We start from the raw sequence: 23,243 nt of genomic DNA, 5'->3' as shown, positions 1-23,243 counted from the left end.
ATTTCACAAAAAAACTGACAGAGCATTCACTGTCAGTTCCATTTTCTAATACAATTTGTTATTCTTCCTCATCTTCAACTTCATATATACAACGGAAGCGTTCTACTCCTGGATGCACCTCACCTAGACTATATACAACAAATCCAATATTACGATAAAATTCTACCGCTTCTTCATCCGTCTCAACGATTATTTGAGAAGGTTTTTGAACATTAATTAATTCGAAAAATATTCCTCGTCCATAACCCTTCAGTCGATTCTCGGGCATAACAGCTAAATGATGAACAGTTAGGACTCTCTCTTCATTGATCTCATAACCAATTAATCCTACCAATAACTTCTCGTCTTCGTAACTGTAAAGTTGTAAAGACTCAGTTTCTTCATACAACTGAATAGCAGCCTTTAATGACTTATCATCTGGAAAAACAGCATATGATAGTAGCTCAGCTACTTCCGGCTTATTGATATATGATTTTACGTTAACTAACATGTTGTAACCCTCCAGCCAATTTCTTTAAGTACATTCTCTTTACGTTACTTTAATAGTTTTGAAGGAGAATTTCAACCCTGCACGATCAGATTAGATTCAACAAATCGTTGAAGAGAAGGAGGATACTCAGTTGATGGATTCATTCCCACTGCATTGAAAGCATCGATCACTGCCCCTACCACGGGGGCAACTTGTGTATCACTATATTGATATTTTTTGTCCGAAGCATTAGGAATACTTAACTGTTGCAATACGGCATTACGCATATAGGTGCTTAACAGAACGCTCCCTATACATGACACTCTTATATCCGCTGAACGGAATGTAGAACCTACAAGAGATATACCTATAGCTACCGAATCAGCTGCATGATCGCATACTTGAGTGGCTAGTGGAACACCACGTTCTGCAGCTAAAGTGACTAGCGGTGCAAGCTGTCCAAAGAAGCGATTTCTAACTGTAGCTTCCTCATAGAATCCTCTCGTACCTATCTGAGCTAGTTGATTAACTTCTTCTAACTGAAAGAAACTCAACACCTCACCCACGAAGGATTGATCAGCCTGCTCATATCTACCTGCAATGATTCGGTGAACTGTATCGTACCCAATAAATCTCGCAGCAGCAGGTGCATAATGTTCAAATGAATAGTTGCGTTGCTCTTCTCCACATTCGTTCCGTCCATAAATGATAGATCCCGTACCACCGATTGCGACAATACCAGGCTCACCCAGAAAAGCTCCTACTTGTGCAGGAAAGGCATCATTCACTGCACTTATTCTTCCCTTTATACCTGTGGCAGCAAGTTGTTGATTTGCCCATATGTAATTCTTCTCTTCATCAAGACCTGCTAAACCAGCTGTTAGGGATACGACATCTTCAACTGTACACTGGGCAATCTTCAAGGCTTGATGAATTCCATCCTGTAGATGACGACCTGCATCTGGATGATGATAGGGATTAGATCCTCCTGTCTCGATATAGGCAAGTGCCTCTCCATGCTCATCTACGACAAGTATACGTGTATGACTTCCTCCACCATCGATCCCAATCACAACTTTCCTATTCACGGAATCTTCCCCTTCATTGTTGTATTTATCTCAAACTTCAATCAGGGTGAGTTTCGGCCAACGTGCTAACCATTGTTTCTCAGTCACCCTTTTTATGAAATAGGTTGTATCCATATATCTAGGAGATTGCCTTATCTTCAGTTGAAATAAATCATCTAATCCATAAGGTGAAATGAATTGCACACGATCTTCCTCATCAAGATACAGTCCAACAGCCGTTGCTGTCTCTGGCCAACAACTCATGGCATCCTTTGTGGACTCGTAAGGTTCTACTTTATTACGTAGGTGCATACGAGCCTGATTTTTTACGGACCAACAGTTTTTCCTATCTATCGTATTCAATCTTATAGTAAGTAGCTTATCCCGCTCTTCGGAAATATCTGCAGAATCATAGTAAATCACATCAATATCATTCAGCGGTGTCACTTGATCATACCCATGGAGCACATCCCATACAAGATTCCGCACATATCCGGCTGCTATACAACTCTCTGGAAGATTCAAAGTTCGAACCAATTCAAGATCCTGACGAACCTCATCTCGATCCATGATCTTCATTAATTGTTGAATATAACTCACGCAGAAGGCTCCTTCCTCAAGATCTTTCAAGTTAACTCCTATCACACATCTTTAGTTGTTCTAATTAATTCCCTGTACTTTCATACCTTCTTAATCCCACGCGGAATATGCCATATGCAGCTAATGCACTTATTACAGCTACTACAGGAGCTAACAACCACCACCCGTGCCACTCACTTTTATTAAAAATAAAGGTTGCAGGATAGAAACTAATAAATGCATACGGAATGAAAGTCGAAATGAAAATTTGTATTCCCTGATTAAACAGCGTTATTGGGTACTTCGCCAAATCGGCTAAACTATGAACCATTAATGGGAATGCATTCCCTGAATTACGAATCCAGAATGCCGCCGAATTACCTGCTAAATTGATAGATACCCGGATGATAATCGCTGTGATCATGAGCAGCAGGATGATAGCCACTTTTGCTAATGACCAATCTATATTACCGTGACTTAACGATTGCCATACGATAACACTACCGATAAGTAAATTCCCCATGCCATTAATTCCTATTCCCGTACAGAAAATTTGCAATATCACTGGAACAGGACGCAATAAATACCGATCTAGTTCTCCGCGATTCACCAGACCACCCATTCGCCATGTCCCTTCAAAGAAAAGAGAACAGATCCCTTCTGTGAGGAAAATCATCGCATACATGAAGGCCACTTCCCAGAACTGCCACCCATTGATATCTGGAATCCGATCGTAAATAACCCATAAGAAGATAAAACCAAGCACTTGAGTTAATGCGGCTGAACCCATTAATATGTAGAAATCCTTATTATACTCCATGATTGCCTTGAGTTGCTGAATATACATTCTTTTGTACAAAAAAAGAATTCGTGAAAGCTGCATCTATACTCACTCCTATCTTACCTGTATTCACTCGTAATCACATAGTTATAATAACAAGCTTAACCTCCATGAATGGTCACTTGACGAACCGCCCAATTCCACATGAATCTACCGGCTATCCATAAAGTACATCCCCAGAAACATTGCACCCCAATCAGCTTCAACATCTCAAGAACATCTGCCTGTTGCAGAAAAATCACGGTGGGTGTATGAATAATACTCTGGAATGGAAGAAGCATCGCTAAATTCTCTAACCAATTAGGAAAAAATGCTAAAGGAACTAATGCACCCGACAGTAGATTTGTAACCGCAATTCGAGCCCATACGATACCCATCGAACCTGTTGACCAGAAACATAGTAACGCTGCTAGGTAAACAACGCCGAATTTCACTAACATTGCTGCAAACATGCTTACGATAAAAAATACCCAGATCAAAGGAGAATCAGGGATACTGACACCCGGTGTAAAGAGCATGAATGTTCCGATAATAATCGTCCCCATCCCACCTTCAAGTAGACTTGATCCTAATGTCTCGGCAAATCTTGCACTTTGAAAATCAATCGGCTTCAATAAATCCGCAACGACACTTCCATCCAGAATTTTTCCAGATATGGCCGTCTCGGAATACCAAGAAAGAATGGAATTCGCTAGAAATGTTACGAGTAAATACGTCTTCATCTGATCCCATGTATATCCACCTAGCTCCATACGTCCCCCATAAATACCCTGCCATAGAAAATAAATAGCCAATAAGTTCACAAAATTGGATGCAAAGGTAATGATATAGGAAGTCCGATAGGCTAACACATTTTGTAGAGAACGATTTGAGATGCTTTTATATTTTTTAAACCTTACCATAAATGCTCCGTCCTCCTTACACTTGTATCGTCTGATTCAAGTCCAAATTACCGTCATAGACTGCTTTAATCACTTGTTCGATATCAGACTCTTCCATTCGGAAATCCTGAATTTCCCCATACTTCATTACCCGACTAACGACATCACTCGCCGTAAATTGATATCTATCAAATGAGATGGAGAATTCTAGTTCACTTAGAATATCAAGCTTCAACCCAGTTACATCAGATATTTCTGTAAACAACAATGGAGGTGGGGAGGTTACTTGAAAAAAGATACGTCGTTCTTTTGCAAAATGACGCTTCACTTGCTCCAGCGTACCATCATAAATAATCGATCCTTTGTCGATGATAATCAATCTTTTGCACAAATCTTCAATATCACCTAGATCATGCGTAGTCAGCATAACTGTTGTGCGCTGCTCTTGATTAATCTTTTTGATGAATTCACGAATCTTCTGTTTAACGGATACATCTAATCCTATCGTAGGTTCATCTAAATATAGTATAGGTGGATTATGTAATAGGGACGCGGCCAAATCCGCACGCATACGTTGACCCAATGATAGCTTTCTAGCAGATAAATGGATGAACTCATTCATACCTAACATCTCAACGAACATATCGAGATTAGCTTTATATGTTGTATCCGGAATCTCATAAATATCTTTGAGTAGCGAAAAAGATTCCACAATCGGGATATCCCACCATAACTGTGTACGTTGTCCGAATACTGCCCCGATCTGTTGCGCATTCTCCATCCTTTTCTTATGTGGATTGATACCATTAACAGCGATCGTACCCGAGGAAGGTACAAGAATTCCTGTTAGCATCTTAATAGTGGTTGATTTACCCGCTCCATTTGGTCCAACATAAGCCACGGATTCACCAGCTTCTATAGTTAAATCCAACGGTTTCACTGCTATTTTATCTATGTATTTCGGTACAAATAAATGTTTCATTGCCCCTTTCAACCCAGGTTCTTTCACGGCTTGCTGGAATGACTTAGATAATTGCCTAACTTCGATGATGCTCAATGGATGTTCCCCCTAAAATCAAGATTATTGTGATGAGAAGTATCCGTAAATATAACACAGGACCTCTGTCGAATACTCAATTAATTTGTCGAAGTGAAAACGAATTCATTTTATCCTATATTAGAGTCCTATTTGCAACTCATGTATAATGAGTATTAATTACGCGCAGATAAGGATGAAACTTATTATGGCTTTTGGAATTAACAGAGTAGAATTATCGCAATGGAAAGCAGCCGTTAATAGAGGCGAAATTGCATACCTCACTCATTATTGGATCGATCCTCGATTTCCTAAGTTCAATACCGTTACCAAGGTAGGTTGTGCGGATGTGAACCGTTTATCTGAATGGTGTATTGCTCACGAATTACCGTCAAAATATATTCATCATCGTGATTCTTATCCTCATTTCGATCTTCTCGGACCTAAGCAAAGGGAAATATTACTACAGGAGAAATTGTGGCATCAATTGGAACGTTTCGGGATGATGTAATGGATATTTTACAAGTGTATATAACAAAACAAAAGCAGCATCGAACTTGAAAGCAAAGTCCGATGCTGCTTTTGTTTGTGTCTTCACGAGCAACCCTTTTATTTCTGAATAATATGCTGTACACGTCCAACCTGTCCACTAGTTAAACGCACTTTAATCCCGTGAGGATGCTTCGGTGAATTTGTGAGAAGATCCTTGACGATACCTCGCGTTAACTTACCCGTTGGTTGATCTTGCTTCAGTACGATATCTACTTCAAGTCCTGCAGATATGGTTGATCTAAGTTGACCATTCAATTCTTATTCACTTCCCATATATCATTTATTCATTCCGTCATTGGAAACGATACAGGAATAGCCTTGTTTATGCAAATCATGGGTTCATCTTGATCAGGGATTAAAGTCTACTTGCACTCTCGGCTGAATGTCCTAACTTCTTTAGTAAGCTGATAGCTAGTTTCTTTTCATCTTCATTTAGACCTTCTACAGAATGAGCAATAACGTTCTCATGTTGAGGAAATACTTCTTCCATAAAGGTTCTTCCTTCTTCCGTTAGATCAGCAAAAATCACACGACGATCATCAGGAGAAGCAATTCGAACCAATAAGTTCTTACTTTGAAGTTTATCAGCAACGTAAGTAATATTCCCACTTGAGATAAGTACTTTCTCACCAATTTTCTGCAACGGTTGTGGCCCCTTATGAAACAACAAGTCCAGTACTCCAAACTCTGTTGAATTCAATCCATGACTTTGGATGCTACGAGTGGAATGAGCTACCACGGAATTATAGGCTCGCACCAATACAATGAATAAATCTAATGAAAGATCATTGTTATCTTTTGTCTTATTAATCTCTACCACAAATTCTACCTCCGACAACATTATCTTAATATAAAGGTAATGCAAAGAAGAACTATTGTCAATCTTAATAAACCTTTTTTTGTAACTCGGTTAGGCTTTTGAACACAAACCCCTGTTTCCTTGCACCATCAATAATCTGGCCCATGGCCTCGGCATTATCTTTAGATACGGAATGGAGTAGTATAACAGCACCCGGATGAAGTTGATTCATCACTTGCGTATAGGCATACTCTGAACCTTTTTGAACATTTATATCCCAATCTTTATATGCAACAGACCAGAATACATTCGTATAACCTTCTGTTCGACTTGATTCTAACATGACTTCATTAAAAATCCCCCGAGGAGCGCGCAAGAAAGCCATCTCTTTCTGGCTGGTTATTTCTGCGACTGCATTCTTCACTTTAAGCAACTCATCCTTTAATTGCGTGTTGGAAATTTGCGTCACATCTGGATGACTCCAGGAATGGTTTCCTATAAGGTGACCTTCAGAGACCATCCTTTTGACCAATTCAGGTTGGCTTTTAACATAGTGTCCTGTCACAAAAAAGATAGAAGGTACCTGCTTATCCCGCAGAGTATCTAATATCTTAGCAGTGTAACCATTCTCATAACCATTATCAAAGGTTAAGTAAATCTCCTTTTGCGATGTATCTCCCAGGAAAATAGCTCCATGCTTCTCTAATATAGGCTTAAATCCTTCTTCATTAATGGATGGTAGTTGTCCATCTTTGCTTTTCTTGAAGCCAAAATGATAGACATGTTGATCTCTTGCCGACTCTGCATTAATCTGTGTAACTCCGAAAGCCAATAACATACAAGCAATCATCAATAGAACTGGGCGTTTCATTGAAACTATTCACCTCTATACAAGATTTCAAGGTCTTATTCAACCAAGATAAAGGTAATATTCCACATTTCCACCTAAGATATGTAACGTCTAAGTAAGCTACGAATCATGCTATATCCAATCCATACCCCTAAGACATTTAAGATTACATCATCAATATCAAAACTTCCAACACGTAATAACATCTGTGATACCTCTAGGAATAGCACAATCATTACGAAATAACTTCCCAAGCGCCAATAAGATCTCAACTTAGGGAAAAGAACTGGAAGCGTAAGCCCAAAAGGTATAAAAACAGCAACATTCCCAAATAAATTAATAATCCAAGTCCAATTTGGTAACTGCCCCATATTACGGATGTATAGCTTTATGGTCTCAAATGGAATCAAATTATAGTTAAGTGGACCATCTGCATGTCTTTCACGTCCAAAACCAATAAACATCCAATACAAGAGACAAGCACTATAGCTGACAATCAGAATCGTTAGAACAATATTACGTATCCAGATGATGAATTTAGATTTACTCATTTACGTCCCATAATTTCTACACTACCATCCTTGTGCCCAATAATTACCTGATCTGCTAATCCAATGAACAAACCATTATCCACGATTCCGGGGATGCTGAGTATATCATTGTGTAATTTGAGCGGTGATGGGATTGTACCAAAACTACAATCTGCTATGTAGTTTTGGTTATCTGTAATGAATATTTGTTCCCCCTCTGTCCGAAGCTGAACTTTACAACCAAGTTGTTCTAGGGATTGTACCGTCCACTCGACAGCGAATGGAATGATCTCCACTGGCAATGGAAATTGTCCTAATGTTGGCACCCATTTACTCTCATCTGCAATAATGATGAGTTTTTCACTATGGTAGGCTACGATTTTCTCTCGCAGAAGTGCACCACCCCCACCTTTGATCAAATGTAATTCTGGATTTACTTCATCTGCTCCATCAATGGTTACATTTAGGCCATTCAATTCTGCGAAGGGGATGATCGGAATGCCAAGTTCTAAGGCTAATTTCTCTGATGCAATCGATGTTGCAACAGCCTGAATTGATAACCCTTCCTGTACCCTTTGTCCTAACTTCTGAATGGCCCAATAGGCTGTTGAACCTGTACCTAATCCAACTTTCATACCATCTTCAATATATTGAACAGCATGTTCAGCTGCAATTTTTTTCATATTCATCACATTCACACTCCCCTATTAATCAAGCAGAAACGGCTTTACAGTCCTTTTCAAAAAGTTTATCCTTCCGATGTAAGTGATACTTCGTACCATTTTAGGAAATCCGTATCTGCGGAAATATAAAAAATAGAGCCCATCAGACCCACATCTAAGGTTGGCAATTCGCTTCCTTAGTGGAATGGATCAGTTAAGCTCAGCCATAAGTAGATGGTTCTATCAACACCTATATCGGTATTATTTAAATGCAATCACAACAGAATCTGCTCTAGGTTCATATCCAACTTTTACATAAATATGATTAGAAATCGGATTGCTCATATCCGTGTACAGGCTTGCAAACTCATAAGGTCCACGCAACATATTACGTGTCAGGGTTGAGACGCATGATTGAGCATACCCTTTACTACGATGTTGAGGTGGTGTATATACTAAATTAACTACAGCTCCATGGAGTGTAGGTCTAGTCTGTTGGGCCATCGAGACTGGTTCACCATCATCCCATATATAGATAGCTGATTGATCAGTGCCGAATCTAGCCATGTCAATCGCTTGTTTCATAGAAACTCCATCCATTGCTTCTGCGGAGAAATCATAAATCCACTGTCCAAGTGTAGGAATATCCCTTGGCTCAGCTGCTCTGAATATACCAGAACTCAGCTTCACTTCCGCAACTTTCTCACAAGCATATATCCGTTGATTCATCTGAATTTCATATGATTTTCCCGTTATTTCCTTCCACTTCTCAGCGAAAAGGTGAGTTGTCTCTCGTAATCCAATAATACTGGGTATTTGAATCTCTTCTTGTTGCTGGATATGACGTATGGCCTCGGTGAAAGCATTAGATCGAACTTCAAGATCTTGTACCATGTCACTCACATAGATAATAAGATGGGCACTTGTCTTCAGTAGCACAAGAACATCCACATCCCCCTCACTAGCTATGGCCATAAATGGAAATGGACCTTCATGGTATGCATCCTTTACGGTATGCTTGATGGATTGGACTAATCGGTAAGCGATACCAAGCGGAAGATTATTAAGCACTTCATTCTGCTGCAACAGTGGTTCTGCACGCATTAAGAACTCAGATGGTTCATGATAACTTTGAATATGCATGATTCAATCTCCCTTCATCAATCCATTTTCCCTACCATACCACAATTAGGAGAAAAGAAAAGGAAGTTTTAAAATATTACTCATTTTGTTGATTTTTCACCATTTCTTCTAAGCGGCTTAGCGTTTTCTTCTCATCCTCGCTTAATTCATAATCGCACATCGTTTCACTCGCTAATAAACTTCCTTTAAGCTTGGCATGTTGAATATGATGAAGCATCACATTCTCAGCTTCGTAGAGCTTCAATTCACCAAGATGGCCCAATACTCTACAGAGATAGGCTTGAATTTGATCTTCTCCAACGATATAAGAAGTATGAAACAGCGCTTGAAGTGTTAATGAATCTTGTTCCACCCAATGATCTGTTATATGAACTGTATAATGCATGGAAGATAGGTTCGGTCCATTATGTTCATGTTTCTCTGCGATAATCCGTGAATTTTTCCATGCGATCACTCCAGCTGTGACCAGTAGTATAATACAGACAATTAATGCAACATATATCACAACATTTTCCCCTTTTTCTTTACCTATATTTGATTCAATTTCAATCCATCAACATTCTTATTCTCTCATTTTAACATATAACGCAAATAGAACCCCACGCAATTGGAGGGGTTCTTTGTTTTATCCCTTCACAGAACCACCCATCAGTCCACGTACGAAATACTTTTGAAGTGCGAAGAATACTATTAAAGGCATAATCATGGATATGAATGAGGCTGCTGTAAGGAGATGCCAGTCATTCCCGTAAGAGCCGACCATTTCAGCAACACGCATAGATAATACTTGTACATTAGGTTGGCTGCCAATAAATACGAGCGATACCAAATAGTCATTCCATACCCAAAGAAACTGAAAGATTCCGATGGATGCAATTGAAGGTACAGATAAAGGTAAGATTAACTTCGTGAATATGGTGAAATTAGATGCACCATCCATGAAGGCAGATTCGAATAGATCTCTTGGTAGCTGACTAATATAACTGTACAAAAAATACGTACTTAGCGGTAATCCAAATGCCGTATGAGCAATCCAAATTCCTAAATAGGTCCCGTTAAGACCCAACGCTGTGAAATTCTGAAGTACCGGGATAAGAGCCACCTGTAATGGAACTACCAGTAGCGCAACAACAATAACAAAGATCGTCTTCCGCCCTGGAAATTTCATCCATGCAAAAGCATAGGCCGCAAAAGCAGCAATTAAGATCGGGATGATCGTAGAGGGTATCGCAACCGTCAACGTGTTCACAAAAGCTCTAGTAAGATTACTACCTTTCTCGATCTTTACACTTCCATCAGATTGCGTAATCTCGTAATTCTTACCGCCGAGAACATTCTTATAGTTATCCAGTGTGAATATGGCATTAGTCTTCCATTGTTTCTCTTGAATATCTACAATTCGGCCTCTCCGGTTTTGCCATTCCAACTTCTGACCATCTGCTGTCGCCACACCTTGCTTTAATTGTTCATCTGTATAACTCTGACCCATGACTTCAATCGGTTTCTTCAAATCCGTATCCTCGGGAAGTGACATCAGTTCCTCAGTTTCCCAACCCTTATGTGGAAATACGGTCCACCATCCTGTATCCAGGATATCTGCTGCAGGTCTGAAAGATGATACGAATAATCCAGCAGTTGGAATAATCCAGATCAAACAAATAAAGCCAAGGATACTATTCACTAGCCACTTAGAGCCTTTTTTCGTACGGCGCCGACTCATGAGAATCCCCCTCCTTGTTTGCGAATCTGACGAAGATTAAAGATGAGAACAGGAATAATCGCAATGAGTAGGACGATGGCGAGGGTTGAGCCATAGCCGTTGTTACGATACATGAAGAACTGTCTATAGAACTGTGTTGCTACTACATCCGTATCATATTGGCCACCTGTCATCACCATGACGATATCGAATATTTTCAGTGTGAACACAATAATGGTTGTCGTTACGGATAGAATGGTCGTTGATAGGTATGGAATCATAATTTTGAAAAATATCATAATCTCGTTAGCTCCATCCATTCGTGCAGCCTCAAGTGATTCTTCTGGTATACCTTTGATCCCGGCAGATAGAAGTACCATAGCGAACCCCGTCTCCATCCAGATAAGAATAACGATAAGGAATAGATTATTCCATGGTTGTGCGAATGATGCCCAAGCTTGTGCTTCACCACCAAATGCCACAACAATGGCATTCAATAGACCAATCTGTTCATCACCTGGTTTATAGTAATACACGAACTTCCAGATCACACCAGATGCCACCATAGATATCGCCATTGGCATGAAGATGATGGACTTGGCCAATTTTTCAAAACTACTACGATCCGCTAGAACAGCGATGATCAATCCCAAAGAAACACATGAGAAAGTTCCCAATACGACCCATAGTAGATTGTTACGAAGAGCAGCTAATAACAAGCGATTGGTGAATATAGCTACATAGTTACTCAGACCCACAAAATCAACAGAATTAGCATCCATAAAACTAAATATTAATGTTCTAACCGTAGGATATAATAGTAACCATCCAAGCAGAATTAGTGCAGGTGCTATAAAAATCAAAGGCTGAATGCGTTGCCTCCATTTCACAGGGTATTGCTCAATAACCCAATTTAGAGATAAGTAAATGGTGTATACTCCTACTACTCCCCAGATAACGGCTAGAACCGCATACAACACCGGAGTTAGATTTCCGTCACGTAGAAATGTAAAAATACGCCAATGAATAAGTAAGTTCATTACAGGCACAACTATTGTTAAAAAAGTTAGCCATAACCATTTGTGGCGTGATCTCAACGTTCCCATCTTGTCCCTCCTGTTCATCCTATTCTATTGTTCGAGAATTAAATGATAGACAAAACGAAGGAGTAAGGAGTTTCCTCCTCCTCCCCCGTCTTATACCCTTTTACTACTATCTTACTTAGGGAACCCTTCTTGTATTTCCTTCAGCGCCCCATCCAAATCTACTGTACCGCTTACATAATCCGTTGCACCCTTCCAGAATGTACCTGCACCCACGGCTCCAATCATAAGATCAGAACCATCAAAACGTAGTGTGTCAGCTGACTGAACCAGTTCTGCCATACGACGATCTACATCGTTAGAATACCAACTAAGATCCGCATCATTCATTGGAGCAATTACACCACCAGATTGAATCCAGGTCTTGATTGATTCACCTGTCGTAAAAAATTCCATCACCGCACGAACCTCAGGTCGATCATTAAACATCGAGTAGATATCCCCTGCAACTAATAGTGGCTTACCGTATTGAGCATCAATCGGTGGAAGATAGAAGAAATCGATATCTTCACCCATTGTTATCGTATTTGGTAAATTACTTGTAATGAAACTCGCTTGACGATGCAGCCATGCTTGCGCAGGATTCTGTGCTAGTGGATCTAATGCATCACTAGATGCTGTAGTCACTATCGACTTCACTCCACCTAGAACATAATCTTCGTTGAACCAAATATCTGACATTACTTCAAAAGCATTTTTTACTTCAGGTGAAGTAAACGAAAGTTCTCCTGTTATCCATTTATCATAATTCTCAGGCGATGTTGTCCGAAGCATGATATCTTCGATCCAATCGGTAGCAGGCCACCCTGTAGCTGCTCCACTTCCGATACCAATGGACCATGCAGGATCTCCATCTTCTGCTATTTGTTTCGTCAAAGCCAACATTTCATCCCATGTCTGTGGTACTGTATATCCAGCCTCATCAAACTGTTTCTTGGGGTACCACACTAAGCTTTTTACACTAGATCGAGCCCAGATACCCGCCATAATCTCACCATTAGCCCCATCCATATTGGCCATATCAAGCCAGCTCTGATTATAATTTTTCGCTAAATAATCTTTATCAATAAATGATGACACATCAATTACTTTCCCTTGCTTAGCAAAATTAGCTAATAGTCCTGGTTGTGGAAAGTCTGCTATATCTGGTGCATTGCCTCCATCTACACGAATAGAGATCGTAGCTTCAAATTCTTTAGATCCTTCATATTGAATATCAATCCCAGTTTTATCTTCGAAATCTTTAATACTTGCCGTAAACTTCTGCTCATCCTCGTCAACAAATGGGCCGAACATCGACACTGTAGTACCTTTGAATTCGCCTGCTAATGCCTGCTCAAGGAAAGTCCCTTCACTCGTCACTGGCTCAGCTGGTGTTGGTTCCGCAACTGCCGGTTCCGTTTCCACCTTCGCAGGTTCTTGTGCAGGTGTTGTAGCTGCATTATTCGTATTTCCACTGCATGCGCTGATCATCATCGCGAACAAAAGTAAACATATGACAAGCGGCATCATTCTTTTTTTATAACGTGTTCTCATAGAGCTCATTCATCCCCCTTATATCAAATTAGTTGCGCTTCCTTTATGATCATATGCACCTTGTCTTCATTTCAATTCTTAATAGACAAAAAAAAGATATTCCATTATATGGAATATCTTTTTTTTGAGTTATGATCTAGCAAATAATTAAAAAATTAATCCACTTAATACAAATAATATATTCATAATGAAATGTAGAATAATTACAGGGAGTAGTCCTTTGGAGCGGATTGCTATCCCACCTAACATCATCCCCAATACGGAGAACAAAGCACATACGACCCAAGGAAATCCAATCGAATAATGATACATCCCGAAACCTATACTAACTGCAACCAATCCACACTTCTCACCTAACAAATCGACGAATCTATTAAGTATAAGTCCTCGCCACAATATTTCTTCCAACACGGAGTTAATCAATGCAAACCATATTCCGAACCATAAGAGTCTATATAGGTCTTGTTGATTGAAATCAATGACAAAACTAAATGAAAGAATGACTGTACATGATGCAATCAGTATAAATCTCCAAATAGGATCTTTCAGTCCAACCCATATCAAAGGAAAATATATATTTTCTGTAAAGCTTCCCTTTGCTATATAATTGGTTGTTGTCTTGTTCAACTTCGCATATAGAAGAAAAGGGATGATAAATCCAAACAAACTCAACCGAGAACATGCAATAATCAATTCTCTAGGTAAATCTGCGAGTTTAAGTATATTAAATATTACATCATTCATACTGAAAGATAACCAATACCCCAATACATACAGGGCACTCCATAAGGCAACTTCACGAATTCCACGGGGTATAGGTCTAAGCATATAAATTGCACTTAGAATGATCAACATTCCTAGACTCAAATAGATCGTAGTAAGCTGAACTCCAATTACCGTTCCGACAAAAATGACCAATGCGAGAATAAACATCTTATTCATTTTCCGTAGAAGATTTATTTAATGTGATGCGTGCTTTACCCATGAAGATAACGACAATTGCTGCTATACCGATTGGAACCAATGCAAAGAGGAATATATGAGATATGGATGTAGACATTGCATTAACGATTACATCAAGCACTTCAGCTGGAATTGTTGTACGCACATCAGCATTAAAGATCTCTTGAGGATCTGGAATGTTCGCAAGATTGGCCGTAACCCCCTCCAACCCTTTCAAATTGTCAGTAAGCTTACTTGTAAAAATATTACCTTGAATCGTACCAAATATCGTTATTCCCAGAGTCATTCCAAGCGAGCGCAAAAATTGATTCGTTGAGTTAGCTGTTCCCCTAAATCTAGGCTCAAGATTGTGCACTGTTGAAATGGGCAGTAAGGAGAATGAGAATCCCATACCGAACCCAACTATGATCATGAACATCGTTAAAAATGCGCGTGCGATATCTGGTGTAAGTGTGCTTAACATAAACATACCCGCGAAATACGAAATTACTGAAATAATCATTAAATTTCGATAACTCGTTTTGGTTGAGAAGATACCACCAATTGAACTTCCTACTACGGATCCTAACATCATAGGTGTAAGAACTAATCCAGCATTCGTAGCAGATCCCCCATAGACAGCTTGTACAAAAATTGGGATATATACGGTTAGAACTATAAATGTTCCCCCATATAGAAAAGCTAGAATCTGAGAGGCAGCAAATAATCTTCGCTTAAATAGCCAGAAAGGTAGAATGGGCTCTTTTGCTTTAAGTTCAATGAAGAAGAACGCGATAAAGCAAACTGCAAATACAGCAAACAATAAAATGATGAGTGACGAATTCCAAGCGTATTCTTTTCCTCCTAATTCTAGAGCAAACATCAAACTGATAACTGCAATGACTAATGTCGATGCGCCCCACCAGTCAATTTTCTGTTTAACCAGCTGCTTCGATTCATGATAAGACCGAACAATCAGTAGAAATGACACGATACCGATCGGAACGTTAATGTAGAAAATCCATTCCCAACCTACATAATCAGTAATATACGCACCAAGTAAAGGACCAACGACACTTGCTGCTCCAAATACTGCGCCAAGAAGTCCCGTCATCTTCCCACGATTCTCCGGAGGAAAGATGTCAAAAATGATCGTAAAAGCAATGGGCATTAGCGCCCCGCCACCAATCCCTTGAATGGCACGAAAAACACTTAATTGCTCAATACTTTGGGAGAACCCACATAATATTGATCCTAAGAGAAAGACCGTTAGTCCGAATATAAAGAACCGCTTGCGTCCATACATATCCGATAACTTACCGAAGATAGGCATTCCCGCCATCGTAGTAATCATATAGGCAGAGGTTACCCAGACGAATTTATCAAATCCACCAAGATCAGATACAATTGTCCCCATAGCCGTTGCAACGATGGTATTATCGATTGCTGACATAAATATGGCTAACAGCAAACCCGCTACAACCAGCTTTATATTACTTTTTGATGTTTCCACGCGCTTCATTCCCCTTATGTACATAGTCAAGTGATAATCTTAATAATTCTAATTTTTGTAAACATTTCTGTCAAGAAAACGAATGACCCTCACTTGGCGTGGTGGTCATTCGTTCCAGTATTATTTCGCATGTAATTCTGCTTGTTTCCTTTGCAACCGCCATATTTCAGTTGCATATTTAGTAATCGTACAATCACTTGAGAATTTACCAGAATGAGCAATATTCATGATTGATTTCTGCTGCCATTCCTTTGTATTACGATAAGATAGATCAACCCGCAGATGTGCATCAGCATAAGAAGCGAAATCCTTAAGCACAAAATATTCATCATTAGTGCTCATAATAGAATGAAATAGGTCATCAAATACATGTCCATGATGACAGAAGTCACTCGGTTTCACTAACTGTTCCAATACTTCACGAACTCGGGGATCGTTACGATATACATCCTCAGCCACATATCCACCATACTGATAATAATGTAGTATTTCATCAGATTGTAAGCCGAAGAGAAACATGTTATCTTCACCTATCATGTTATGCATTTCTACATTTGCTCCGTCCAACGTACCTAAAGTTAATGCACCATTCATCATAAATTTCATATTCCCAGTACCTGAAGCTTCTTTACTTGCAGTAGAGATCTGTTCGCTGACATCCGCAGAGGGGATAATCTTCTCGGCTAGAGATACGGAATAGTTCTCTAAGAAAACGACTTTCAACTTCTCGTTTACATCTTTGTCTCGATTGACTTGATCAGCTACGACATGAATAAGTTTAATTACTCGTTTGGCTAACGAATAGCTTGGTGCTGCTTTGGCTCCGAATATAAAAGTACGTGGAATCCTATCTAGCGATGGGTTTGCTTTCATTTCGTTATATAAATGCATAATGTGTAAAATGTTCATCAACTGCCGTTTGTAACCATGTAGTCTTTTCACATGAACATCAAAGATAGAATATGGGTCAATGATGATTCCTTGTTTCTCAAGTACATAAGACGCAATTTTCATTTTATTATGTTGTTTAATTGCTCTTGTTCGATCTTGAAACCCACTATCTTCACTGTATTTCATTATTCCAAGCATCTCTTGTGGATGATCGATCCAGCGTGTACCAATAGCGTCACTAATAAGCTTAGCAAGCGCTGGATTAGCATGTAATAACCACCGACGATGTGTAATCCCATTCGTTTTATTATTGAATCGGTTGGGGTACAGGTCATAGAATAACTTCATTTCCCGCTTGATCAGGATCTCCGTATGAAGTGCAGCCACGCCATTCACACTGTAACTTCCTACAATAGCTAAGTTCGCCATCTTCAATTGTTGACCATCAATAATCGACATCTGTGGTATGATCTCTGGTTGTTCTGGATACTCACTCATCAGTATGCCACAGAACCTTGTGTTGATCTCTTCAATAATCATGTAAATGCGTGGTAACAGTTGTCTCACCATGGATACAGACCACTTCTCAAGTGCTTCACTTAAAGTCGTGTGATTCGTATAGGACACCGTTCTTGTTGTTACCTCCCAAGCCTGTTCCCAAGTCATCTCTTTCTCATCAATGAGTATTCTCATTAATTCCGGGATAACCAGAGTAGGATGAGTATCATTAATATGAATGGCCACTTTTGTAGGAAGTTGGTCCATCGTTAGACCCAGTTTCCCGAATGTACGCAGAATACTTTGTAGACCTGCTGAGCATAAGAAATATTGTTGTTTAAGGCGAAGTAATTTCCCTTCGTATAGGGTATCGTCAGGATAGAGGAATTCGGATATCGATTCGACTGAACGTTTGTAATTAAGTGAATTGTAATAATTATGAGTTCTAGATAGTTTCGTGAGATCCATGGTTGATTCTGCACTCCATAACCTCAGTGTATTAATATGCTCTCCACCGTAGCCAATCACTGGGACATCATACGGAACTGCTGTAACCGATTCATAATTTCGGGTCTCAAATATGAATTCTCCGTCTTTCTTAATCACTTCAACGTTCCCCCAAAAACGTACCTCAACCTTTTTATCATCACGACGTACTTCCCACTCATTCCCTTTTTGAAGCCAGAAATCAGGTAATTCCACCTGATTGCCATCAATTATTTTCTGTTCAAACAAACCATATTTATAACGTATTCCACAACCATGCCCCGGATATTGAAGTGAAGCTAATGAATCTAAGAAACATGCCGCAAGACGGCCTAAGCCTCCATTTCCAAGACCTGCATCGACCTCTTCCTCCTCAATATCCTCAAGGTCCCAACCTAATTCTTGAAGCCCTTCACGAACAAGTTCAAGCACATCGAGATTGAGAAGATTATTCCCTAGAAGTCGACCAATAAGAAATTCCATCGAAAAGTAGTATACTTGTTTCTCTTGATTTTCTTTATATCTTTCATTCGTCTGTGCCCAATTTTTTCCGACATACTCACGGATCATATTACTAAGAATTTTATATATATCTTCGTTCTGAGCTTCCTTCATTGGCTTACCCAATTTACTTATGAGATTCTCCTGAAAGAGTTGCTTAAACGAATCCTTGTTAGTAAACATATTCGCATTCCTCCTGAGGGGTTGATCTGTCGGATGCTATCGCTTTCTCATAATCAATATTATATATATACGTTTGGATGAACACTTGTGTGAGAAATACAACTACATCTCCTTTATCGATTCTCTGCATTCACTACATATGTACCTCACTTACAATGAAAAAAGTACAACTTTTTATGTAAGCGCTATCATAAAACATCAAAAAAAGGACTGAATCCATGAATTCCATCGGAATCAGTCCTTTTATATGAATTGAATAATTAATTTCAAGGGACAAATTGTTGAATAATTTGAACAACAACACCGTCTTGTATCGACAAATGATACGGGAATTGACTTAAATCGATAAGATCGCTATTCTCGAATATGGTTTTAAATTCATCTAGCGTGACAGACTCATTCCAGACGATATCCATCCCTTCATAAGTACCATCACGATCATAAATTTGTAATAATACCTCTACTTGTTCTGACACATCATATGCAACTTCTTCTACACTATCATTTGTAATATAATATCCGTCAGGAGGGCCTTCTAAATCACCGGTATCTTGTTCCCGTTCAAGGAAAACCACCTTAGCAGCATCACCTTCGTACCATTGAATTTCATCTGCATCAATAACTAGATGCCCAGCTTGCTGTTCAAGATTTGAGATATAAGCTGTAACTGTCTCTTTACTCACTGGTGTTTCTACATACTCAACCGCACTTGCAGATGTGATAACAGGTAAACAAATTAGCATCATCATTATCATAATTAAAGCAGATTTTTTCCTCATGGATACTCTCCTTTTTGACATAATCATTATGCAAAACCACTTCTATGCTATACTATTACCCTTTTCCAAATATTCTCAACCACAATAACATCAATTAATGGCTCTTGTATTACTATAGACGTTCTATAATGGAAAAACGTTGCAATATAGTTACAACAATATTTTATTTTTGTTGTCTTAAGTAGTGCGATAATGTTGTGCAAGAACGCCATGTTTAGGGGAGCACAAGAAACTAATCATAAACACGATACCTGTTGCAAAGGCCATCGAACCCGAGATGGAAGTATCCAGTAGTACCGCGATGTAATATCCACTAATAGCAGATAGAACACCGAATGTCCCACTTAGTACCAACATCAATGACAATCGATCTGTCCATAGATAGGCTGCAGCTGCTGGAGTTATAAGCATCGCTACAACCATAATAGCTCCCACAGCATCAAAGGCTGCGACAGTAGTTATGGATACCAGTGACATAAACAGATAATGCATCAATACCACAGGAATACCGATACTTGCTGCTAGCATAGGATCAAAGGAAGTGATTTTCCACTCCTTATAAAAGGTAAAGATCGCAACAAGAACAAGGATCAACACAATGATCAGAATCAGTGTAGCCTCGGGAATGGATCCGAACCAAGGCAACTGAACTACATCCCATGGAACGAATGTTATCTCACCCATTAACGCATGTTTCACATCGAGATGAGCATTCCCCACCTGGGTAGCAATCATGATAACACCTATCGCAAACAACGTAGTAAATACAACACCTATAGAGGCTTCCTGCTGTACTCCTCGTGAATTAAACCATTGAACTAACACCGCAGTTAGAAGACCTGCAACCATTCCTCCAACCATCATATGCCAGCCACTCAGTTCACGGGTGATCAAATATGCACTAACGATTCCAATCAAGACAGAGTGACTAATCGCATCAGCCATCATCGCCATTCTACGAAGAATAAGAAAGACACCAATTAATCCACAAGATAATCCAACAAGTGAAGCAGTAAGTATAATCCATGCTGTATAGGCCATGTCACTCACCTCCTTGCGCAAGACTAGATTGTGAAGAAACATGTGCTTTTCGCTGTGCTCGAAGTTGTAACGCTTGAATCAATAACCCCTTCTGAGCCCCAAACACAAGAGAGATAATGAATAAAGCTGAAGAAGTAACGATAATAAATGGGCCTGTAGGCCAACCTTTTCCTAACGTACTAATAATCGTTCCAATCATTCCAGCTCCACCTCCAAATAAGGCTGACAAGATAAGCATCCATTTGAAAGAATGTGTCCAATACCTAGCGCTAACCGCTGGAATAATGAGTAGTGCAGACATCAGAATCACACCCACAACCTGTATTCCAGTAATTATAACGAGTACAAGAACTGTTAAATAAATGCCATTCATAAGCCGCCCTGAGAGTCCTATCCCTCTCGCGAAGTCTGGATCAAATAAGAATAAATTCCACTCTTTAAATCCAATAAATAGGACGAATATCACAAGTATTGCAAGGAATAACATGGTGAACATATCTTTACGAACCATAGAGGCCGCCTGACCGAATATAAAACTATCTAAGCCACTCTGATTCCCCCCTGGCATCCGATTCACCATCGTTAGGAGCATAATCCCTAGTCCAAAAAATACAGAAAGAATAATACCCATCGCTGTATCTTCTTTAATTCGTGTAGCAGAAGTAATCCACTGAATCAGGAAAGCTGCGATAACTGCGCTGATCGCCGCACCCGCCATCATCATTGGTAAGCTCTTCACACCTATTAAGGCAAACCCAATAACAACACCAGGCAGAGCAGCATGAGATAAAGCATCACTCATCAGACTTTGACGTTTCCAATAGGCGAGACAACCTATCATACCCGAAGCCATACCTAGTATTAACGTGCTGACAATAACCCATATTGCATTATGGGATAATATGATATTCATGTGACAGCCTCCATCATCCAACGGAGTGTTCCTCCATAAGTCTGATAGACATTATCCTTTGTAAATACATCACCTGTTGTACCATAAGCAACAACAGTACGGTTTAATAACAGAACATGATCGAAATAATCCTCTACCGTTTGTAAGTCGTGATGAACAACCATGACCGTTTTCCCCATCATTTTCAGCTCATTAAGAATCGTCATAATTGCCTGTTCTGTAGCTGCATCCACTCCTGCTAAAGGTTCATCCATGAAGTATAGATCAGCATCTTGCACTAAGGCACGAGCCAAAAATACACGTTGTTGCTGTCCACCAGACAATTGGCTAATTTGACGATGAGCATAATCAGCCATGCCCATTTTCTCAAGTGACTCCATTGCTTTATCCCGATGTTCTCGCTTCGGCCATTTCAGCCATCCGACCCGTCCATACAGTCCCATTAACACAACATCCAATGCATCCGTTGGAAAATCCCAATCGACAGAGCCGCGCTGTGGAACATACCCCACTCTGGTCTTCATCTTATTAAATGTCGAACCGAAGAAAGACACATCTCCAGAGAGCTTAGGATGCAATTCCAACATCACTTTCAAGAGCGTAGATTTCCCTGCACCATTAGGACCAACAATACTCGTTAACGAGCCTGGTTCTACATTGAAGGATACATCATTCAGTACTTTATTCTTCCGATATGAAGCCGTTAGATCATTTACACGTAATACGTCCATGGTCAATCACCTTTCCCTGTTAAAGCATGATAGATAACTTCGACATTATGTCTATACATCCCAATATAAGTTCCTTCTGTTGTACCTTCCGCTCCCATAGCATCTGAGAACAACTCTCCTCCTAATTTGACACGATGCCCAGCACTTGAAGCACCCTCCATAACAGCGTTTATAGAACTTTTATTAATACTACTTTCTACGAACACAGCTGGAATTCCATTCTCCACTAATAGGTCAATCGTCGATTGGATGTCAGATATCCCTATTTCATCTTCCGTACTTAATCCCTGCAGACCTATAACCTTCATGTCAACCATCCGCCCAAAATATCCAAACGCATCATGAGCAGTGACGAGCATCCGTTGTTCAATAGGTATTTGTGATATTTTATCTTGAGTCTCCGCTTTTAGTGCATCTAATTGTTCAAAATATGCTGTCTTATTGTATTCAAAATAAGTTGCATCTTCTGGAGATACTTTCTTTAATTGTTCTGTTGCAGCTTCTAGCCCTTGTTTCCAAAGATCAATATCGAACCATACATGGGGATCAATCGCCCCTGCTGCATCTTTAAGTAGCTGCCCCTCTGGTATACCTTCCGTGATGCCCAGAACCGGTTTAGTTTTATTGATTTGTTCAAAAATCTCACCCATTTTCCCCTCGAGATGATGTCCGCTGTAGAAGATCACATCACCACTCGCAAGCTTTTGAATATCTCCTTGGGTGGCGTTATATAGATGCGGGTCCACTCCAGCCCCCATCAAACTCTCCACATCCACACGATCTCCACCTATGATCGATATAGGTTCAGCAATCTGACCTATGGTGGTTATGATTTTAATCTTATCTCCATCTACGGTGTTCCCACCTACAGTACTACATGCCGCTAATAGGACTGATAATCCTAACCCCATAATCAATCCTAATTTTATTTTCCTCATTTTTCTTTGCATGTTAACCTCCCCCTATCCAAATCTAAGTAGATCATGAATTTATACCGATTTAATTTCACCTTAGCTAT

General features: G+C 39.7%; 25 protein-coding genes. 1 reads left to right on the top strand and 24 read right to left on the bottom strand.

Going from position 1 to position 23,243, the window contains the following annotated elements; translation table 11 throughout:
- Positions 1 to 58: 58 nt before the first annotated feature.
- The 6 genes from LPB68_RS19485 to LPB68_RS19460 all read right to left on the bottom strand — a co-directional run bounded on the left by LPB68_RS19485 (position 59) and on the right by LPB68_RS19460 (position 4,894).
- Positions 59 to 490 carry a GNAT family N-acetyltransferase gene (locus tag LPB68_RS19485; RefSeq protein ID WP_068655880.1) on the bottom strand — a complete coding sequence of 144 codons (432 nt, stop codon included), beginning with the start codon at positions 488 to 490 and terminating at the stop codon, positions 59 to 61.
- Between the two features lie 71 nt (positions 491 to 561).
- A complete protein-coding gene (locus tag LPB68_RS19480; RefSeq protein ID WP_068655882.1) occupies positions 562 to 1,557 on the bottom strand; it encodes an N-acetylglucosamine kinase in 996 nt (331 codons plus the stop codon).
- Positions 1,558 to 1,587: 30 nt separating this feature from the next.
- The gene (locus LPB68_RS19475; protein WP_068656665.1) at positions 1,588 to 2,115 is read right to left on the bottom strand and encodes a nucleotidyltransferase family protein; all 528 of its coding nucleotides are present in this window, start codon (positions 2,113 to 2,115) and stop codon (positions 1,588 to 1,590) included.
- 85 nt (positions 2,116 to 2,200) lie between these two features.
- A complete protein-coding gene (locus tag LPB68_RS19470; RefSeq protein ID WP_068655884.1) occupies positions 2,201 to 2,998 on the bottom strand; it encodes an ABC transporter permease in 798 nt (265 codons plus the stop codon).
- 59 nt (positions 2,999 to 3,057) lie between these two features.
- Positions 3,058 to 3,858 (bottom strand): ABC transporter permease, encoded by an 801-nt coding sequence (locus LPB68_RS19465; protein ID WP_068655886.1) that lies wholly within the window; start codon positions 3,856 to 3,858, stop codon positions 3,058 to 3,060.
- A 16-nt stretch (positions 3,859 to 3,874) separates the two neighbouring features.
- Positions 3,875 to 4,894, bottom strand: coding sequence for an ABC transporter ATP-binding protein (locus LPB68_RS19460; protein ID WP_068655888.1), 1,020 nt, complete (start codon positions 4,892 to 4,894; stop codon positions 3,875 to 3,877).
- A gap of 187 nt (positions 4,895 to 5,081) precedes the next feature.
- Here LPB68_RS19460 and LPB68_RS19455 point away from each other — a divergent pair, with 187 nt between their 5' ends.
- Entirely contained in the window at positions 5,082 to 5,384 is a 303-nt protein-coding gene (locus LPB68_RS19455) for a hypothetical protein (protein WP_068655890.1), read from the top strand.
- A 98-nt stretch (positions 5,385 to 5,482) separates the two neighbouring features.
- Here the strand turns inward: LPB68_RS19455 and LPB68_RS19450 are convergent, their stop codons facing one another.
- The 18 genes from LPB68_RS19450 to LPB68_RS19365 all read right to left on the bottom strand — a co-directional run bounded on the left by LPB68_RS19450 (position 5,483) and on the right by LPB68_RS19365 (position 23,175).
- A complete protein-coding gene (locus tag LPB68_RS19450) occupies positions 5,483 to 5,680 on the bottom strand; it encodes a YwbE family protein (protein ID WP_068655892.1) in 198 nt (65 codons plus the stop codon).
- 100 nt (positions 5,681 to 5,780) lie between these two features.
- Entirely contained in the window at positions 5,781 to 6,236 is a 456-nt protein-coding gene (locus LPB68_RS19445; RefSeq protein ID WP_068656667.1) for a MarR family winged helix-turn-helix transcriptional regulator, read from the bottom strand.
- Between the two features lie 73 nt (positions 6,237 to 6,309).
- Positions 6,310 to 7,095, bottom strand: a complete 786-nt coding sequence (gene pdaA, locus LPB68_RS19440) for a delta-lactam-biosynthetic de-N-acetylase (RefSeq protein ID WP_068655896.1) — start codon at positions 7,093 to 7,095, stop codon at positions 6,310 to 6,312.
- 74 nt (positions 7,096 to 7,169) lie between these two features.
- Entirely contained in the window at positions 7,170 to 7,625 is a 456-nt protein-coding gene (locus tag LPB68_RS19435) for a VanZ family protein (protein ID WP_068655898.1), read from the bottom strand.
- The gene (gene rpiA, locus LPB68_RS19430) at positions 7,622 to 8,293 is read right to left on the bottom strand and encodes a ribose-5-phosphate isomerase RpiA (RefSeq protein ID WP_068655900.1); all 672 of its coding nucleotides are present in this window, start codon (positions 8,291 to 8,293) and stop codon (positions 7,622 to 7,624) included. The genes LPB68_RS19435 and rpiA overlap by 4 nt, the downstream gene beginning before the upstream one ends.
- A gap of 234 nt (positions 8,294 to 8,527) precedes the next feature.
- Positions 8,528 to 9,409, bottom strand: coding sequence for a GNAT family N-acetyltransferase (locus LPB68_RS19425; protein ID WP_068655902.1), 882 nt, complete (start codon positions 9,407 to 9,409; stop codon positions 8,528 to 8,530).
- A gap of 76 nt (positions 9,410 to 9,485) precedes the next feature.
- Positions 9,486 to 9,914: a hypothetical protein gene (locus LPB68_RS19420; protein ID WP_068655904.1), complete on the bottom strand. Its 429-nt coding sequence runs from the start codon at positions 9,912 to 9,914 to the stop codon at positions 9,486 to 9,488.
- Positions 9,915 to 10,034: 120 nt separating this feature from the next.
- Positions 10,035 to 11,129: a carbohydrate ABC transporter permease gene (locus LPB68_RS19415; RefSeq protein WP_068655906.1), complete on the bottom strand. Its 1,095-nt coding sequence runs from the start codon at positions 11,127 to 11,129 to the stop codon at positions 10,035 to 10,037.
- The gene (locus tag LPB68_RS19410; protein ID WP_068655908.1) at positions 11,126 to 12,214 is read right to left on the bottom strand and encodes a carbohydrate ABC transporter permease; all 1,089 of its coding nucleotides are present in this window, start codon (positions 12,212 to 12,214) and stop codon (positions 11,126 to 11,128) included. Before LPB68_RS19410 ends, LPB68_RS19415 begins: the two co-directional genes overlap by 4 nt.
- A 111-nt stretch (positions 12,215 to 12,325) precedes the next feature.
- On the bottom strand, positions 12,326 to 13,747 hold the full coding sequence (locus tag LPB68_RS19405; RefSeq protein WP_068655910.1) for an ABC transporter substrate-binding protein: 1,422 nt from the start codon (positions 13,745 to 13,747) through the stop codon (positions 12,326 to 12,328).
- Positions 13,748 to 13,894: 147 nt separating this feature from the next.
- Positions 13,895 to 14,680 carry a CPBP family intramembrane glutamic endopeptidase gene (locus LPB68_RS19400; RefSeq protein WP_237087899.1) on the bottom strand — a complete coding sequence of 262 codons (786 nt, stop codon included), beginning with the start codon at positions 14,678 to 14,680 and terminating at the stop codon, positions 13,895 to 13,897.
- A gap of 1 nt (position 14,681) precedes the next feature.
- On the bottom strand, positions 14,682 to 16,211 hold the full coding sequence (locus tag LPB68_RS19395) for an MDR family MFS transporter (protein WP_068655913.1): 1,530 nt from the start codon (positions 16,209 to 16,211) through the stop codon (positions 14,682 to 14,684).
- 111 nt (positions 16,212 to 16,322) lie between these two features.
- A complete protein-coding gene (locus tag LPB68_RS19390) occupies positions 16,323 to 18,761 on the bottom strand; it encodes a glycogen/starch/alpha-glucan phosphorylase (RefSeq protein WP_068655915.1) in 2,439 nt (812 codons plus the stop codon).
- Positions 18,762 to 19,027: 266 nt separating this feature from the next.
- On the bottom strand, positions 19,028 to 19,540 hold the full coding sequence (locus tag LPB68_RS19385) for a hypothetical protein (protein WP_068655917.1): 513 nt from the start codon (positions 19,538 to 19,540) through the stop codon (positions 19,028 to 19,030).
- Between the two features lie 177 nt (positions 19,541 to 19,717).
- Positions 19,718 to 20,581 carry a metal ABC transporter permease gene (locus LPB68_RS19380; RefSeq protein WP_068655919.1) on the bottom strand — a complete coding sequence of 288 codons (864 nt, stop codon included), beginning with the start codon at positions 20,579 to 20,581 and terminating at the stop codon, positions 19,718 to 19,720.
- Position 20,582: 1 nt separating this feature from the next.
- The gene (locus LPB68_RS19375; protein ID WP_068655921.1) at positions 20,583 to 21,494 is read right to left on the bottom strand and encodes a metal ABC transporter permease; all 912 of its coding nucleotides are present in this window, start codon (positions 21,492 to 21,494) and stop codon (positions 20,583 to 20,585) included.
- The gene (locus LPB68_RS19370) at positions 21,491 to 22,225 is read right to left on the bottom strand and encodes a metal ABC transporter ATP-binding protein (RefSeq protein ID WP_068655923.1); all 735 of its coding nucleotides are present in this window, start codon (positions 22,223 to 22,225) and stop codon (positions 21,491 to 21,493) included. The genes LPB68_RS19375 and LPB68_RS19370 overlap by 4 nt, the downstream gene beginning before the upstream one ends.
- A gap of 2 nt (positions 22,226 to 22,227) precedes the next feature.
- Entirely contained in the window at positions 22,228 to 23,175 is a 948-nt protein-coding gene (locus LPB68_RS19365; RefSeq protein ID WP_068655925.1) for a metal ABC transporter solute-binding protein, Zn/Mn family, read from the bottom strand.
- Positions 23,176 to 23,243 lie beyond the last annotated feature (68 nt).

It is taken from the genome of Paenibacillus crassostreae (assembly GCF_001857945.1).
Lineage (GTDB): Bacteria > Bacillota > Bacilli > Paenibacillales > Paenibacillaceae > Paenibacillus_AQ > Paenibacillus_AQ crassostreae.
This window is presented reverse-complemented; position numbering and strand designations above follow the sequence as displayed.

What these genes read in the sequence shown, in the direction of transcription:
- LPB68_RS19475 (WP_068656665.1), bottom strand. Translation starts at nt 2,115, where the DNA reads ATGAAGATCATGGATCGAGATGAGGTTCGTCAGGATCTTGAATTGGTT.
- LPB68_RS19485 (WP_068655880.1), bottom strand. Translation starts at nt 490, where the DNA reads ATGTTAGTTAACGTAAAATCATATATCAATAAGCCGGAAGTAGCTGAG.
- LPB68_RS19365 (WP_068655925.1), bottom strand. Translation starts at nt 23,175, where the DNA reads ATGCAAAGAAAAATGAGGAAAATAAAATTAGGATTGATTATGGGGTTA.
- LPB68_RS19375 (WP_068655921.1), bottom strand. Translation starts at nt 21,494, where the DNA reads ATGAATATCATATTATCCCATAATGCAATATGGGTTATTGTCAGCACG.
- LPB68_RS19390 (WP_068655915.1), bottom strand. Translation starts at nt 18,761, where the DNA reads ATGTTTACTAACAAGGATTCGTTTAAGCAACTCTTTCAGGAGAATCTC.
- LPB68_RS19385 (WP_068655917.1), bottom strand. Translation starts at nt 19,540, where the DNA reads ATGAGGAAAAAATCTGCTTTAATTATGATAATGATGATGCTAATTTGT.
- LPB68_RS19380 (WP_068655919.1), bottom strand. Translation starts at nt 20,581, where the DNA reads ATGGCCTATACAGCATGGATTATACTTACTGCTTCACTTGTTGGATTA.
- LPB68_RS19465 (WP_068655886.1), bottom strand. Translation starts at nt 3,858, where the DNA reads ATGGTAAGGTTTAAAAAATATAAAAGCATCTCAAATCGTTCTCTACAA.
- pdaA (WP_068655896.1), bottom strand. Translation starts at nt 7,095, where the DNA reads ATGAAACGCCCAGTTCTATTGATGATTGCTTGTATGTTATTGGCTTTC.
- LPB68_RS19455 (WP_068655890.1), top strand. Translation starts at nt 5,082, where the DNA reads ATGGCTTTTGGAATTAACAGAGTAGAATTATCGCAATGGAAAGCAGCC.
- LPB68_RS19415 (WP_068655906.1), bottom strand. Translation starts at nt 11,129, where the DNA reads ATGAGTCGGCGCCGTACGAAAAAAGGCTCTAAGTGGCTAGTGAATAGT.
- LPB68_RS19435 (WP_068655898.1), bottom strand. Translation starts at nt 7,625, where the DNA reads ATGAGTAAATCTAAATTCATCATCTGGATACGTAATATTGTTCTAACG.
- rpiA (WP_068655900.1), bottom strand. Translation starts at nt 8,293, where the DNA reads ATGAATATGAAAAAAATTGCAGCTGAACATGCTGTTCAATATATTGAA.
- LPB68_RS19410 (WP_068655908.1), bottom strand. Translation starts at nt 12,214, where the DNA reads ATGGGAACGTTGAGATCACGCCACAAATGGTTATGGCTAACTTTTTTA.
- LPB68_RS19400 (WP_237087899.1), bottom strand. Translation starts at nt 14,680, where the DNA reads ATGTTTATTCTCGCATTGGTCATTTTTGTCGGAACGGTAATTGGAGTT.
- LPB68_RS19395 (WP_068655913.1), bottom strand. Translation starts at nt 16,211, where the DNA reads ATGAAGCGCGTGGAAACATCAAAAAGTAATATAAAGCTGGTTGTAGCG.
- LPB68_RS19470 (WP_068655884.1), bottom strand. Translation starts at nt 2,998, where the DNA reads ATGCAGCTTTCACGAATTCTTTTTTTGTACAAAAGAATGTATATTCAG.
- LPB68_RS19405 (WP_068655910.1), bottom strand. Translation starts at nt 13,747, where the DNA reads ATGAGAACACGTTATAAAAAAAGAATGATGCCGCTTGTCATATGTTTA.
- LPB68_RS19370 (WP_068655923.1), bottom strand. Translation starts at nt 22,225, where the DNA reads ATGGACGTATTACGTGTAAATGATCTAACGGCTTCATATCGGAAGAAT.
- LPB68_RS19425 (WP_068655902.1), bottom strand. Translation starts at nt 9,409, where the DNA reads ATGCATATTCAAAGTTATCATGAACCATCTGAGTTCTTAATGCGTGCA.